Origin of the sequence: Planktothrix sp. FACHB-1365, from assembly GCF_014697575.1 — a bacterium.
Taxonomy (GTDB): Bacteria; Cyanobacteriota; Cyanobacteriia; order Cyanobacteriales; family Microcoleaceae; genus Planktothrix.
Genome location: NZ_JACJSC010000020.1, coordinates 22,600 through 38,907, shown reverse-complemented (window position 1 = coordinate 38,907; position 16,308 = coordinate 22,600). Strand labels below are relative to the sequence as shown.

At 35.6% G+C, this 16,308-nt stretch carries 11 protein-coding genes; 5 read left to right on the top strand and 6 right to left on the bottom strand.

The genetic code is table 11. The features are described from left to right. Positions 1-104: 104 nt before the first annotated feature. Positions 105-3,593 carry a glycosyltransferase gene (locus tag H6G57_RS19190; RefSeq protein ID WP_190521390.1) on the bottom strand — a complete coding sequence of 1,163 codons (3,489 nt, stop codon included), beginning with the start codon at positions 3,591-3,593 and terminating at the stop codon, positions 105-107. Positions 3,594-3,731: 138 nt separating this feature from the next. Beyond that, entirely contained in the window at positions 3,732-3,926 is a 195-nt protein-coding gene (locus tag H6G57_RS19185) for a hypothetical protein (RefSeq protein WP_190521388.1), read from the bottom strand. A gap of 284 nt (positions 3,927-4,210) precedes the next feature. On the opposite strand from H6G57_RS19185, the gene H6G57_RS19180 reads away from it, so the two are divergent. Further along, a complete protein-coding gene (locus tag H6G57_RS19180; protein WP_190521386.1) occupies positions 4,211-4,828 on the top strand; it encodes a retropepsin-like aspartic protease in 618 nt (205 codons plus the stop codon). Between the two features lie 30 nt (positions 4,829-4,858). Beyond that, entirely contained in the window at positions 4,859-5,308 is a 450-nt protein-coding gene (locus H6G57_RS19175) for a DUF29 domain-containing protein (RefSeq protein ID WP_190521385.1), read from the top strand. A 153-nt stretch (positions 5,309-5,461) separates the two neighbouring features. Here the strand turns inward: H6G57_RS19175 and H6G57_RS19170 are convergent, their stop codons facing one another. From H6G57_RS19170 to H6G57_RS19155, 4 genes are all read right to left on the bottom strand, one after another. After that, a complete protein-coding gene (locus tag H6G57_RS19170; RefSeq protein WP_190521383.1) occupies positions 5,462-6,142 on the bottom strand; it encodes a Uma2 family endonuclease in 681 nt (226 codons plus the stop codon). 26 nt (positions 6,143-6,168) lie between these two features. Next, positions 6,169-7,131 (bottom strand): GDP-mannose 4,6-dehydratase, encoded by a 963-nt coding sequence (locus H6G57_RS19165; RefSeq protein ID WP_190521380.1) that lies wholly within the window; start codon positions 7,129-7,131, stop codon positions 6,169-6,171. Between the two features lie 136 nt (positions 7,132-7,267). Further along, positions 7,268-8,056 (bottom strand): Uma2 family endonuclease, encoded by a 789-nt coding sequence (locus tag H6G57_RS19160; RefSeq protein WP_190521378.1) that lies wholly within the window; start codon positions 8,054-8,056, stop codon positions 7,268-7,270. A 73-nt stretch (positions 8,057-8,129) separates the two neighbouring features. Beyond that, on the bottom strand, positions 8,130-11,639 hold the full coding sequence (locus H6G57_RS19155; RefSeq protein ID WP_190521376.1) for a glycosyltransferase: 3,510 nt from the start codon (positions 11,637-11,639) through the stop codon (positions 8,130-8,132). An 88-nt stretch (positions 11,640-11,727) separates the two neighbouring features. Here H6G57_RS19155 and H6G57_RS19150 point away from each other — a divergent pair, with 88 nt between their 5' ends. The 3 genes from H6G57_RS19150 to H6G57_RS19140 all read left to right on the top strand — a co-directional run bounded on the left by H6G57_RS19150 (position 11,728) and on the right by H6G57_RS19140 (position 16,306). Beyond that, positions 11,728-12,006, top strand: coding sequence for a hypothetical protein (locus tag H6G57_RS19150; RefSeq protein WP_190521374.1), 279 nt, complete (start codon positions 11,728-11,730; stop codon positions 12,004-12,006). 24 nt (positions 12,007-12,030) lie between these two features. Next, positions 12,031-13,911 (top strand): tetratricopeptide repeat protein, encoded by a 1,881-nt coding sequence (locus H6G57_RS19145; RefSeq protein WP_190521373.1) that lies wholly within the window; start codon positions 12,031-12,033, stop codon positions 13,909-13,911. Between the two features lie 76 nt (positions 13,912-13,987). Continuing rightward, positions 13,988-16,306, top strand: coding sequence for a tetratricopeptide repeat protein (locus H6G57_RS19140; RefSeq protein ID WP_190521371.1), 2,319 nt, complete (start codon positions 13,988-13,990; stop codon positions 16,304-16,306). Positions 16,307-16,308: the final 2 nt, after the last annotated feature.

Here is a 16,308-nt window from a genome sequence, read left to right as displayed (position 1 = left end):
TCTGATAAACCCTACAATAAACTGACATTTTTTAAGATCAAGTAAAATCGCAAACCATAAGCAAGGCTATTTTATTGGCTATCGAAGCACTTAACTTTTCGCTATTAGTTATGTCCTGCTACCAAACCCTTATTCATTTCAACTAGCTTTTCATATTCCTCTTTTAAGTGTTTAATTTCTCGGGCTTGATACTCCATAATAATTTGTGCCTTTTTCCTATCTTCATGTAAGATATCATAATTTTCTTTGAGTTGCTTAATTTCTCGATCTCGATGCTCAATAAAAACCTGGGCTTTTTCTAGCTCTTCATGGAGAAAACCATAGGCTTCTGTTAAGCGCTGAACTTCTGTATATTTTTCAGAGTCAGGCGAATTACTTGAGCTATCCTTACTTAATCTTTCAATTAAGCTGGTAAAGCTGCTCCCATACTTTTCTACGGTGAATAACTCCTCAAATTTTGCGAATCCTAACTCGCCAAACTTTGAAAACAGAGAAGGATTTTGGTAAAGGTAAACCATATTATTTGCCAGACCTCGATCGTCTTCTATGTCAAATAGCAACCCATTAACCCTATGCTCTATAACTTCTGGAACCACTCCTACAAAAGTTGAAATAATAGACTTCTGGAAATACATTCCTTCTAAAACAAAAATCGGACCAGTTTCATCCCGTGACGAACAGACAACTACATCAGATTCTGAAATGTACCTCAAAGCTTCACTCGGAGAGACTTCACCGATCCAATGAACATTTTCCAAATCGGCAGTAAGTTTTAACAACTCGTCGCAATAGGGTTTATCTAGAGTGCGCCCCACGAAGTAAAACTCAAAGACGTTTTGAAGAGTCTTAGGCAAAACCTGAATAGCTTTAACCGTAGTGTCTTGTCCTTTACGCGGTTCAATACTACCAACCTGAATTACACGAATTTTTTGAGGAGGAGAAGTCCCAGGAAAAGACCTCTTGGTAGTCGTGTGGTTAATTTGTCTTAACTGAATTCCATAATGTATTACGGTAAAATTATCTCTTTTTGTAAATTTCTCATATCTACTTTCTGCTTGTTTTGAAGGAAACACAATTGCATCCGCCTCTATAAAAGCACGCTGAACATTCCAATTAGACCCTGCAAGTTCCTGACCGAAAAAGCCTTCATGTATTAACCAAATAACTAATTTGCCCATTTTTTTACTCGCTATAGCAGCAGAGTAAGTAACAATAGTATTAGCTACAACTAAATCGTAATTTTTTAATAAACTTTCTAATTTATGAGGAGAATCCGTAACCAGAGGGTCGATAACTACAGGAATATTAAGCCTTTGGTATTCTTGAACTAAGGCTCCTGTTTCTGGCGCTATAACCGTTACAAAGTACCCACTTTTTTGAAGACACCCAGCCAAAGTATGTAACATCAAAGACGCACCACTCCAAGTCATGTCATGACTTACTAATAAAATATCCCGAGACGATTTATGAACTAAGGTGTTGTTAGTTGCATACATTTTGTATTTAGTCGGAGAATCATAGTACAGAAAAAAGCGCATATTATCAGTATAGTAAGGATCATAACTCAGGTATTTCCCCCACCGCTTCAGCAAAAATAGATCGGACTTATCTGAAGTCAATAATTTTTTCTTTTGCTTCTTTGCAGCGCCTATAGATAAATGACCGATATGGTTCAATTCAGCAAACGGAGTATAAACTAAGCGTAAACCTAGCTCTCGGATTTTAAAAGAAAAATCAAGATCCGACCCCATTATTGGAGTATTTTCTTCATCCCAACCTCCTATTTTTAGGAAAACACTTTTTCTAACTAAGCAACAAGCCCCCGATAAAACTGATACAGTTCTAGTTGATTGAACAAAGTTAAAGTACCAAGTCGAATTATGAGGCTGCTGGTGAAAAGCCGTACCGACAAAGCCTCGTACTCCCGTAACCATACCAGCATACTGTACTAAACCATTTTCATATATAAGTTTAGGGGAGACGTCGCCAACCCCCTCATACTGTATCATTTCCAACATGGATTCGACCCAATCCTCATCAATGGGTCTTACATCGTCGTTAAAAAACAGTAAATATTCTCCCAATGCTTTCTCTGCACCTTGATTACACTTAGCAGAAAAATTGAAAGTTTCATCAAATATTACCGTCTTAATGAAAGAAAAGCCATTGTATTGTTCTTTGACTTTTTCAGACAAATTGGAGTTAGTAACAACTAAAATTTCTAGTTGAGAATAGCGAGTTTTATTTAGTAAACTGTTAAGACAATCAAATAAAACCTGCTGATTGTCGGTAGGAATAATTAAAGAAACTAGAGGGACTTCATTTAGTTTTATTTTTGCTCTATTTGCTGTTGGGTATTTCAAAATTTCAGCTTTATATCCTTGACGCTTCATTGCTGAACCTAAAGCTGCTAAATTGCTTTGCCTTGCAAATTTTTTGTCGCCTGCAGCAGCAGAACCCTTTATAATTCTCCAGTGATATAGAACTTTAGGTATATGAGCAATCTGTTTAGAAATTTCAGTAATACGCCAAGCCAAATCGTAATCTTGAGAAAAGTCAAATTCAGAGCGAAAGCCACCAACCTCTTTGACTAACCGATGACGGTAAACAGTTAAATGTCCAGTATACATGAAAGAACGAAGAAGCTCTGGACTCCAATCAGGTTTAAAAAATGGATCAGAACGATTGCCTTCTAAATCTATTTTGTCCTCGTCGCTATAAATTACATCACAATCAGGATGATCGTTCAAAAATTTTATAACCTCAAATAAAGCAAAAGGAGTTAACTCATCGTCGTGGTCAAGCAAAGCAACAAACTCTCCTTGAGCAAGTTCGAGAGCCTTATTAGAATTTCCCGAAATACCAAAGTTTTCACCAAGAAATTTAACTTTAATTCGTGGCTCTTTAACATTCCATTCTTGTAATACTTCTTTAGTTCCAGTTGTAGTTGAATTACCGTCTACCAGGCATAACTGCCAATTATCATAAGTCTGCTTGATAACAGAATCAATTGTTTTTTTAAGAATGTCGGTTGGAGTATTATATACAGGAGTAATAATGCTCATCAAAGGTCTATAAGCCAATTTTTTCGATTTTTGAATTTGGCAAGCCAATTCTTCTGCATTAGGTTCATTTTCGGCTATCCAGGTTTCATAAGGATTAGCGTAGCCATATTTAGATGCTGAAAAGCTAGCAGACTTGCTCTTTAAATCTAAAGCTTTCTGACGAGCCTTAAGAGCTTCATCCCCCGCATCCGATGCCATCACCAATCGCCCCTGATGATGACTCTTCGGATCAATCTCAATGGCTAGATCACCCAGCTTTTGAGCCTCCTCAAGTCGTCCTACCTGTTGTAACGCTTGACTTAGCCCCCAACTTGACCAAGCTGCATCCGGTTTTAACTCCACTGCTTGCCTATAGGCTTCAACTGCTTCTTCCCACCGCCCCAACTTCCCCAAAGTTTCCCCTAAATTCTGATAAGCACCATAAAATTGTGGATTCTGCTTGATCGCTTGTCGATAAGCGACCATCGCTTCTTCTAATTTTCCTTCTCTTAACAGTTGATTGGCTTGCTGAAAGGCTGTCACCGTCATAAATTCCACACTCTCAAAGAATAAGGGTTGTTAGTTTGGGGTTGGGTCAACATAGGGCATCTTATCACAATTTCAACTTTGAAATCGATAGGCACGATTGGCAAGAGGACGATCAATCTGTACAAGAGTTCCCGGGTTCTAGGATTTCCGTTGTTCACGGCTTTGCAAATCTGTCTTTACAGACTGCACAAACACCGTAGAACGCTCTAAATCCGCTTGAATCCGTTGTAACTTCAACTGTATACCCTCTAGTCCTGAGTCAGCATCCTGTTGAGGTAGGGGAAGCTCCCTAATAGATGAGTCTGATCCTAATTTAACAATAACTTCTGCCATCTTAACAAGACTCTGATCCCGTAAAATCCCATATACAGTTAATTGCTTTTAGTTTTTTCATGTCTGGGTGCTAAATCCTTAGTTATTCGTCAAAACTGGTCTTGTAATTTTACCTAATTGTAGGGCAAGATCAAAGCCAAATTGTGTTGACTGCTATAGACTGAATCGGATTCTGGCTTTGGGACAACGCGACTATGCCATCAACCTAATTATATGCTAATCTTAGCTTATCATCTTCAAGTATTCAATTTTTTCTGGATATTATTCAAGGGAGAGCATTAATAATGGAACCAGAATATGCCACAACTAATGATTGGTATAAAGCCAATCGCCCCAAATTAAAAATATATCGGGGTCAGTGGATCGCTTATACGAATAAAGGCGTGATTAGTCATGATCGAGATTATGACAAAATGAAGAGTGGCATCGCTCCAAGCTTATCAAGCCTAGATTATGTAATTGAGCGTATATTTGAAAGCGAGTTTGTAGAACCTATCCGCTTTTATCCTGTGAGAATGAGAACATTAAAAGCTCACGATTGGCAACCTAAGTATGAGTTAATAATGAAGTCTCAGAACGCAGTGAAAGTGAAAATACTTGTTGATTCTGGCGCTGAACTCAGTTTAATCACCAAGAAATTAGGGAGGGATTTAGGTTGTGCTAAGGCGGAAGGAGAAATTAATAATAAAGCAGAAGGAGTTGGTGGCAGTATTGAGTATCTATTACGACAGGTAGAAATACAATTGGATGGTCATATTTTTACCGCGCCTGTCGCTTGGGCACAAACGGATTTTTGTGAGGAGATTCTTCTAGGTAGGGAGGTGGTGTTTGATTTGTTTGATATAGAATTTAAGCAAGCTGAGGAGACGATTATTTTTAAATGGCGTGGGGGTCAAGTATAGGTAGCTAATAATAAAATTTGAGGTGTTTTAATGAATAATATTGAGAATTCTAGTCTTTATGAACAGGATTATTATCTCTGGTTACAAGACACTTATCAAAAGTTAGAAAAAAAAGATATAAATGGACTGGATTTAATACATTTAATGGAGGAAGTATTGGCTTTGGGGAATGAACAAAAACGTAAGGTTTCTAGTTATTTGAGACAATTACTAATTCATTTATTACTTTACCAATATTGGGAATCAGAACGAGAGCGTTGTGGTAAAGGTTGGCAAACGGAAATTGATAATTTTCGGTTTGAACTAGAATTATTATTAAAGTCCAAAACCCTGTATAATTATTTTTTGCAGGAGATACAAGAAATTTATCCTAAAGCGAGAAAGCAAGTGATTAAAACAACCGATCTTCCGGCTACAATATTTCCTGAAGAATGTCTTTTTACATCTGATCAGTTATTGGACTCGGAATTTTTGCCCTAGAGCTAGAAATTTTTAACTTTCTTGAGGATTTAGATATAAATTATCACATAACTTCTCATGTAAGAAGAACTAAGGTGTTTTTGTCCATGGGATTCCTGTTTGACGAATGCGATCGCTAAAATGACATTATAGATGGGTTTAAAATTAACTATTTTAACACAATTGACGGATAAATTCTTGATGCTCAAGACTTTCTATTCCTTCCTGTAATTTTTTTAATACCTCAGCCAAATTCCCTTCTAAAAGCGATCGCATCTCCAACCATAAACCAGGAAATACTTGACTTTTAATCACCCCCTCCTGATCAGGTTCTAAAGGCATATATTCTCCTTCCTGAAGTTTCCACCAACAAATTTGGCGTTCATAAACCTGCCATACTAAATATTCTTTTACACCATTGCGTTGATAAGCTCTTTTTTTATCATAAAGATCATAAGCTGCACTACTGGCTGCAATTTCTACAATTAATTCTGGTGCACCTTCAATATAATCATCTTCACTAATGTGGCATTGTCCTCCTAAATTGGGATCAATCAATAAAATAGCATCGGGTTGGGGTTCGTTTTCCCCATCGAGTCGGACAGTTGTATTATCGGCGGCTAAAACCCCAGGAGTTGCTGCATAATAAACCCCTAACCAGGTATTAATTTGAGCATGGGGTTCTCCATGACTACGAAAACGTAATGGGGAAGCCATATAAACTACTCCTTCAATTAATTCTGCTTTTTGATGATTTGGCATAGCTTGGTAACGCCGTTCAAATTCTGGACGAGTTAACCGATCGCCATTTTCTAATGGAAGAATTGTCGTTTTTAAGGGTGTATAATTAGACATAATTTTATTGTTTTAATTGTTTTGGATTAATAGGGAAGCCCTGAAGGGCTTACTACCATCATTCTAACAACATCCGGCATTTTATATTTTGCTTTCCATCCTAACTTTTGTTCTGCCTTAGTGGGATTTCCTCGACCCACCGCAATATCCGTAGGTCGTAATAAATTACTATCAGATTCTACATAATCTTGCCAATTTAAACCTAGACAAGTAAAGGCAGATTCAATAAATTCTGCTAAAGAATAAGTTTCTCCCGTTGCAATTACATAATCATCGGGTTCTTGCTGTTGCAACATTAAATACATGGCTTCTACATATTCCGGTGCCCAACCCCAATCTCGTTGAATAGAAATATCCCCTAAATACAGTTTCTGTTGTTTTCCATCTGCAATATCAATCGCCGCTTTAATAATTTTTTGGGTAACAAATCGTTCAGGACGCAGGGGCGATTCATGGTTAAATAAAATACCCGAACAGGCAAATAAACCATAAGCTTCTCGATAGTTTGCAACTTCCCAAAAAGCGGTAGCTTTGGCAACAGCATAAGGGCTGCGGGGACGAAAAGGAGTATTTTCATCGGCAGGAAGTCCTTTAGTATCTCCAAAACATTCACTAGAACTGGCGTTATAAAGTTTAATTTTGGCTTTGGTAAATCGAATCGCCTCTAATAAATTTAAAGTTCCAATTGCCATACTTTCTAACGTTTCTACAGGTTGTTCAAAGGATAACCCGACTGAACTTTGACCTGCTAAATTATAGACTTCATCCGGTTGAATTTTGGTCAGGATTTGTAATACACTTCTAAAATCCGTCAGACTCATGGATTCTAATTTGATTTTTTCTCGAATTCCTAGACGGGATAAATTGTTAAAAGAAGACATTTGAGCATCCCGTGACGTGCCATAAACGGAATAACCTTTTTTTAATAAAAGATCTGCTAAATAAGCACCATCTTGTCCCGATACGCCACAAATTAATGCTGTTTTCATGACTAATCTACTATTTTATGTGTATAGTTTGATCCCCATAAATCTTAATAAATAGGGATTTTGAACTTGACTATTCCTCTGTGATCAATAAGATGAGTGGAACAGGTATCTTACCTGTTAAAACTATAAAATTTAATCATTCAATTTGATCAGGATCAATCCCCGCAGCCCGTAGTAATTCGACTAAACGATTAGCTTTTTGTTCTGCTTTGTCTGCCCGTTGGCGCTCAGTTTCTGCTCGTTGGCGCTCAGTTTCTGCTCGTTGGCGTTCAGTTTCTGCGTTTTCTTGGGCTGTTTTTTCTCGTTCTTGACTATTAGGTAATAGTTCCCCTTCTAAGGTTGCCCAGCGTAACCAAACAGTATTAATATTATAAAATATTCCTGACCAGCGAACCAATTTTAAGCCTAATTTCTGGCTTTCTAACTGTCCTTTAGTATCTAGTTCTAGGGGTTCATAATCACCTCCGTCTAAACGAAATCCTTGCCAATCTTGGGGATTAAATGGATCATACCAAAAATATTCGGTGACTCGCATTTGATTTTGATAAATTAATTTTTTCTCGTTTTTATCCCGTTGTGCGGTACTTTCAGAAAGTAGTTCAATGACTATATCTGGCCCTTTTCCTTCTTCCCAAATCACCCAGCTTTTTCGTTCTTTACGAGGAACATCTAAAACAATAAAAACATCTGGCCCTCGAAAGTCTTGATTGCGAACTTGGGCGAGACTATAGTAAACAAACATATTCCCCCCAATATAAATATCTTGATCTTGTAAAGCATGACTAAGGGGTTCTATTAATAAGTCCATTTGCAGTTTATGGCGTGCTGTTTCCATCGGAATTCCATCATCACAGGGGAGTTGATCTTGGGTAGGAGGCAGTTCAATTTCTGGAATATCTAATAGGATTTGAGTAGGATTTGACATAGCTTAAAGTGGATTTATGGATGGGGTTTTCATCTTAATATAACATTTTTTCAGGAAGGGATAGGATGGCTAACTAAGAACGAATACCGAGGAGGGTTTCCATCAGGTATTTCCATTGAGAAGATTGGGTTAGGGTTAAGGTGTTTAAGGGTTGATTTTTATAGGTTGAGAGTCTGACAAAATCCTCGACCCAATCTAATAGGGTTTCGGTAATAAATTCCGAGGTTGAAACCTTTAAGGATGCTTGCAGGTATTTTAACATATCGGTTTGATTATTTTGGGTATAGGCAAACCAAGCATTCCACAGACAGGAAGCATAATTTAACTGTTGATTTAATTGTTTAATTCCTGTTTTAATTTGGGGTTGATTGGCCAAGTCAGAATCAAATTCTGCTTCTAGGGCTTGTTTAATAATAGTTAGGGTTTGTTTTAACATCCGGTCTTCTTTAAACAGTTCTTCCGCCCGTTGTTTAGATGCTACACCCATTTTAGATAATAATAGAGGATTAACAGCTAATTCTTGCAGGGCTTGAACAAGATCAGTTACCGTTTTTTGAGGATCAATATTAGGATTAGTTAACAGTTTCCCGGTCTCTCCTAATCCTTCGGGAATACCCCCCGCAGCCGAGGCAATAATGGGTAATCCTTTTGCCATTGCTTCCATAATTGCAAAGGAAGGAGCGGCTTCGGCTAAGGAAGTTAATACAAAGATATCACAGGCATCTAACCAGTCGGGAATATCCCACCGTTGTCCTAAGAATATCACGCGATCGCTAACACCTAAATGCTCAACTTTTTCTTTTAATTCAGGTTCTAAATTGTGATCACTTCCTTCTCCTGTTCCTGCCCAAACAAAGTATAATTTTTCCCAGATAGAAGTGTGTTTTAATTGGGCGATCGCTTCTAATTGAAACCGATGTCCTTTAATGGGTGCTAACCTTGCCGTTGTTAAACACATAATCCCATCTTCAGGAATCCCTATTTCTTGGCGCAACCGTTGACGATTTGCTAAATTAGGAGGAGCAAAATATTTTTCTGATCGTCCATAATATACCACATTTCCTTTATCTTTGGGTAAGCCAAATTTCTCTTGTAAAATGTTAAGATGTTCATAGGCTGCGGTATTAAAAGTCCGAGCCAATCCATATTGATATAAGACTCCTTTGGCATAGGGAACATTATCTCCCATAGTAAAATCAATGTGTTCTGGCATGGCTAATCCTATCGCCATCATATAGGGAATATTCTGTTGAATTGCCACTTGTTTAGCGGCAAAATGGGAGTAAGGCCAGCCATCACTAAAAATAATAAAATCGGGCTTTATTTCCTGATAAAGAGTTTCTGCATCTTGGGTATTTCTGAGAATTCTCGGTAAATCTTTACTGGTACTATAGTCTAACCAATATTGCTGAATTCCTAACTCTTTTTCTTCCTCAACTAAGGGGTTATAATGTTGGGGTCTAACGGCTGTTACCCGATAGCCTAATTTAGCTAATTCACATAAAATTAAATGATCATATTGTGCTAAACCTCCAATACCGGGATCATCAGTATTCATTAACATAATATGAGGTTTATTAGTGGCGGGTGTTAATTGAGGTTTAGATTCGGTGCTGAGTTTTGGATTCATAATTTTATTTAAAACGGATTGCCATTCCTGAGATTTAATTAAAGCATAAGTATCGATTTTTTCTCCATAGTCTGCTGCAATATTTTGAAACGCATCAAGCCATTGAGAGATGGTTTCAGTTAGAGGAGAAAAAGTATATTTTATAGAGTTTTCTAAACAATATATCATTAAATCAGGATAACCATCTCGATACATTCGCCAAGCTAACCAAACCCAGCGCTCATAACTTTCTTTTCGATGTAATTTACGAATTTGATCAGGAAGATTTGGATGATTAAAAAATTGATTCATAACAATTTCAGTATTTTCAATAACTTTTAATCCTCCTGACATTAAGTTATGATCATGTTGACGATAACAGGCATGAATTTCTTTAAACCAAACGGTTTTACATCCCATTAAAGAAAGGCGTAAAACAAAATCCAAGTCTTCTGTAGGAGGATAACGATGATCAAATCCTCCAACTTTTTCCCACCATTCTCGCCGCAAAATCATAGCACTCGGACGCACACACTTATGTAAAATCCAAGTTTCTAAATTTAATTCCGGTGCGTTTCCCCAAGGCGTAATGACACTCACTCCGATGTCTTTTTGATTAACAATACACCAGCCACTTTGAACTAAATCAATAGTCGGATCATGATCAAAAGTTGCAACCTGTTCCGCTAATTTTTGAGGTAAAAAAAAGTCATCTCCATCTAAAAAAGCCAAAAATTCTCCTTGAGCAATTTCACAACCATGATTTCTGGCTTTTGCGGCTCCTTGATTGTTTTGATAGATATATTTAATTACAGACAAAAAAGGTTTTAAAATTTGTTGAGTTTTATCCTGAGATCCATCATCAATAACAATAACTTCATAATTTGTATAGGTTTGTTCCAGAACACTCTTAACACATTGTTCAATATATTGATCACAGTTATAGGTTGGAATAATAACACTAACCCTAGGTTTAGTTTGAGGAATTATTTTAGAAATTAATTGTTTCCAATCTTGTAAATTATAGAAATTTTCGAGTTCCAGTTCATACCCATAAGCCAGACAATACCCCATGAACCGATGTACCCAATCGGAAATGGTAATAGCGATAGTATAAGGAGTGTAGGACAAAGATTTTTGTAGAAATTCAGCCATTTGCTGAGGATGATGGGTATGATATAAATGCCATGCCATCCAAGTCAAAGATTCATATCGAGTTAGTTTTTCAAGTTGACGAATTTCATCCGGTAAATTAGGCTGACCAAAAAATTGATCTTGAACAGCTATCATTAAATTAGCTCGTTCTTTAGCTTTTGTATTAGAAACAGTTTCTTGATGTTGCCGATAATTAACCGTGATTTCAGTTAACCAAATTGCTGAATATTCATGCAATGCTAAACGCCAAATAAAATCAACGTCATCCACACCGTTAAACCGAGAATCAAATCCCCCTATTTTCTGCCAAGTATCTCGCCTAAACATCAATGCACTGGGTAAAATGGGGGTTCTAGTTACCCAAGTTTCTAAGGTTAAATTCGGTAAATTATGCCAAGGTTCAATATCAGAAATTCTATTATTATTTTCATCGATTAAACGCCAACCACTATTAATAATTGCTACATCAGGGTTGGCCTGAAAACAAGCAACTTGATGGGCTAATTTTTCTGGCCAAAACATATCATCTTGATCCAGTAATGCAATAAATTCTCCTCTAGCTTCCTGAATTCCTCGATTTCTAGCGGCTGCAACTCCTTGATTAGGTTGAAAAATGTAACGAATTAGAGATTGATTCTGATATTTTTCGATGTAATGTTGTATAATTTGATGGGTATTATCTGTTGAACCATCATCAACGATAATAATCTCATAGTTGGAGTAGGTTTGACTCAATACACTGTCAATAGCTTGACTCATGTAGCGATCGCCATTGTAAACCGGAATAATAACGCTAACTCGAGGAGATGAACTCAACATAAATTTAAAGTTTTAGCTTATCAACCTGTTATTATAAGTCTTATTGAGATCGATGATCAGTAGTTTAAAGAAAGTAAATTGAGGAACAATGACAAAACAGAAGCCATCAGGACAACATGATAATTTTGGAAAACCGCCTAAATCTGTGATGTTACCCAATTTAGGCGGTAAAAATATGCAGACCCTAAAACCCGTTAAATGGACTCCAATTAAACTGATTTTATTCTTAATCTTTGTATTTGGGTCCTACGGTGCTTTATTATATGTGGCTAGTGGGATTTCTCAAGTTTTATTGATCTATTTGCTGGCGATTCCCACAATTGCTGGTTTGATGTTTTATATCGTGTACCGATTAACAAAAGATTAAATTTAATCCCTTTTATATTGAATCATGTTTGATTGTTACTCCACTGTCAACTCAGAAATTTCTGTATCAGATTTATATCAACAAGCTGAAATCTATCACCAACAAGAAAACTGGGAAGATGCGATCACACTTTACCAAAAAACTATCGAACTCGATCCCAACTTTTCTTGGGCTTATCATCAACTCGGAGATATTTTTTCTAAACACAATAAATGGGTGGAAGCGATTGCTGTTTACCGTCAAGCCATTGAACTCAATCCGAATTTTTCTTGGTCTTATCATAACTTAGGAACAGCTTTACTTCAACAAAAACAATGGGATCAGGCGATTTTAGCTTATTCTAAAGCTATTGATCTCAATCCAGAGTTTTGTTGGTCTTATTATTATTTAGGAGAAGTTCTATATCAACAACAAAACCAACAAGAAGCGGTTTTTGCTTATTTCAACGCTTGGAAACAAAATCCCGATTTATTAGCAAGTTTAAATCGAATTGGAGAAGTTATTCAAGACCAAATTCAAGCGGGATCAGATTCAGTTATTGATGACTATTATTCAAAATTGAATCAACCTTCTGATTTATCTCAATGGCAGCATTTTTTACCGACTGATTTTGAGCTTTATGTAAAAGTAGCAAAATATTTAGCTGAAAATAATTATGAGGATGTCGCTATTATTTTTTATCGAATTGCTTTATATCTCCAACCTGATCATTTAGAGCTTGCTCAACAGTTAGAAGGCATTTTAGAGCAAAAAACAGCTTTAGAAAGAGTAGCAAATGAATGTCGTTTGGCTATTCAACAAAACCCCAATGATCCCGAATCTTATTACAATTTAGGGATGGCTTTATCTCATCAGCAGCAAAGAAATGAAGCCGTTAATGCCTATCTTAAATTTTTACAGCTTAAACCCGATCTTTTCCTCTGGAATTATCAAATAGTTGTAGAGTTAATTGATCAAAATAACTCTCTAAATACAGCCATTAATATTTACCACCAAGCAATTGCTAAAAATCCTGATTCCTGTATTCTTTACTTAAATTTAGCGGTATTACTAACTCAAAAGGGTGATTTATCAGCAGCCATTGAATATAATTATATTGCAGGTCAAAAAATTATTCCGCAATTTCGTCCCAAATGGCAGCTTATTAGAGATACTTTAAAACCCGTTAATCATCTGGATTTTTTAATTATTGGAAGCCAAAAAGGGGGAACAACTTCTTTAAACTATTATCTATCTGAACATCCAAACGTGATTTCATCCATGATTAAAGAAATGCCGTTTTGGTCAAATCAAGTTCATCGAGGTTTAGAATGGTATTTTTCTCATTTCCTTCCCATTCCTCAAGATTATAAGTGTTTAGTGGGAGAAGCAAACCCCATTAACTTTAATTCTCCAGAAGTCGCTAAAAATTTAGTACAATTTTTCCCAAAAGTAAAATTAATTCTTCTGTTAAGAAATCCGATTGATCGAGCTATTTCTCACTATTATCATTGGGTTAGTTTAAAATGGGAACACCGTTCTTTTGAAGAGGTAGTTCGCCAGGAGATAGAACAATTGCAGGATCAAACGATTGATTTTTGGGCAAAACTCACCCAATCTCAATTTCAAGGATATCTCGCCAAAGGATTCTATATTCATTTCTTAAAAAAATGGATGGAAATCTTTCCCAAAGAACAGTTTTTAATTTTAAAAAGTGAAGACTTTTATGCAAATCCTGATCAGGGAACAACACAAGTTCTTCAATTTTTAGGTTTACCTGAATATCATTTACAAAAATATCCTCAATATAATACCAGACCTTATTCCCCCATTTCCCAATCAACACGCGCCTTACTCCAGAATTATTTTCAACCTTATAATCAGCAGTTAGAGGAGTTTTTGGGAATGAACTTGAACTGGAATTAGATTAAAGTTATGTTGTGATTTGTGTAGCTAAATCTATATAATAACCTATTTAAACTTAATTTTTTATTGTATAATTATGACCCAATCAGAAATTATCAAAAAAGCTGAAATTCATATTAAACAAGGCGAATTAGATGAAGCAATTAATATTTGTAAAATTGCTTTGAAAAACAATGAAGATTTGGGTGACGCTTATCGATTAATGGGAATTGTAATGCAGTTAAAAGGGAACTACCAGCAAGCTGAAAATTATTATCAACAACTTTTAGTATTACAACCTAATCAAGCAGAAATATATGCCAATCTAGGTATAATTTATGCTGAGAAGCAAAAGTGGAAATCCGCTACAGATTATTATCAAATGGCAATAAAAATTAATCCTAATAATACAAGATTTTATAGAGATTTAGCCAATATTTTTACGACAACCAATCAAACGGAACTCGCCAACGAATGTCAATATCAAATTTTAATTAGAGAACCTGATAAAATTAAACCGGAAGACCAGTTTAATTTAGGAAATAAATTTTTAGACAATGACAAAATTGATCAAGCAATTGTTTGCTATCGTTACGCCATTCAATTTAATCCTACCTTTTATCATCCTTACTGTCAATTAGGGTTGGCTTTAAGTCAAAAAGAACATTTTAAAGAAGCAATTTTAGCCTATCAAAAAGCGATAGAATTGAATCCTGATTTTAGCTGGTCGTATCAAGGTTTAGGAGAAAATTTAAGTAAGCTACAACGCTTTGAAGAAGCAATTTTAGCCTATCAAAAAGCGATAGAATTAAATCCTGATTTTAGCTGGTCGTATCAAGGTTTAGGAGAAAATTTAAGTAAGCTACAACGCTTTGAAGAAGCAATTTTAGCCTATCAAAAGGCCATAGAATTAAATCCTGATTTTAGCTGGTCGTATTATGGTTTAGGGGAGGCTTACCAATCGGTTAAACAGGAAAAAAAAGCAGTTTCTACTTATCGTCATTTTATTGATATTAATCCTAATATTGCAGCAGCTTATTTTAATTTAGGAATAGTTTTAAAAGAATTGAAACAATGGGAAGAAGCGTACATTGCTTTTAGTAATTGTCTAAACATTAATCCTGATTATCCTGACTTAAATTTAAACTTAGTAGAAGTGCATTCTAATTTAGGAAATTGGGAAGACGCAATTTCTTATCTATTGCAATGGTTAAAACGACACTCAGACGATTTTGATAGTTATGTTAAATTGGGTTTAATTTTAGAAAAAATGGGTCGAACGTTAGATGGAGATGGATGTAAATATTTGCAAATCATCCCTTTTGATGTACTTAAAAAACACTTGAATTTATCCCCTGATTTACTAATAAATATTCAGGATTATACTCTAGCTCAAAAAATATCAATTTATCCTCAAAGTTTGGTAATTTTTAATCCTCCAAACGGAATATTGGGTGAACTTAATTTTAGGTTGTTTCCTAACTCTATGGTATCCCCAGAAGCGTTTGTTGCAGTGATCCCTAATGGACGAGTATGGGGAGATGCTTTAACATCTGCTGTCATGACTTCAGAACACCAGTTAATTAAGGATTTATCAACAGGTTGTAGTGAGTTAGTAATTAGTCGTGAGCAATTACCAGAGCCTTTAGAATTAGAAGGAAATGTCGCTTTTTTATCAGCGCAATTCGGATTAATTTATTACCATTGGATGTTTGATATTATAGCCCGTTTGCATTTATTAGAGAAAGCTGATTTTGATTTTAATAAAATTGATTGGTTTGTCGTTAACCGTCACCAATCTCCTTATGAAAAAGAAATGCTAAAGCTGTTGAATATTCCTGAACATAAAGTGATTGATAACTGTATTTATCCCTCTGTAAAAGGTTCAGTATTATTAGTTCCATCTTTTGTTCAGTGGAGTTATTTAAAGTCCTCCAAATGGGGAGTAAATTTTATTAGAAATAAATTTCTTTTTTCTGGTATTAATACAAATAATTATCCTCAGCGAATTTATATAAGCCGCGAAAATGCTAACTGCCGAAAAGTCATGAATGAGTCGGAATTTTTACCCTTTTTAGAAACATTAGGTTTTCAAACAGTGTGTTTAGAACATTTACCTTTTCAAGAACAAGTTGGTTATTTTGCTAATGCAGAAATTATTATTGCACCCCATGGGTCAGGATTAACTAATTTAATCTTTTGTCGTCCTAATACAAAGGTGATTGAATTTTTATTTCCTCAATGGGAAACTTCTTATTATTGGCAACTTTGCAATATAGTTAGCTGTGAATATTACTGTTGTGTCGGTGAATCTGTGGATGAGGTCGAATTAAATTCTATTCCCATTTTTGACAATATAAAAGTTAAGCCTTATAATATTATTAAACTTTTAAAAATGGCAAAGGTTATTGAATAATA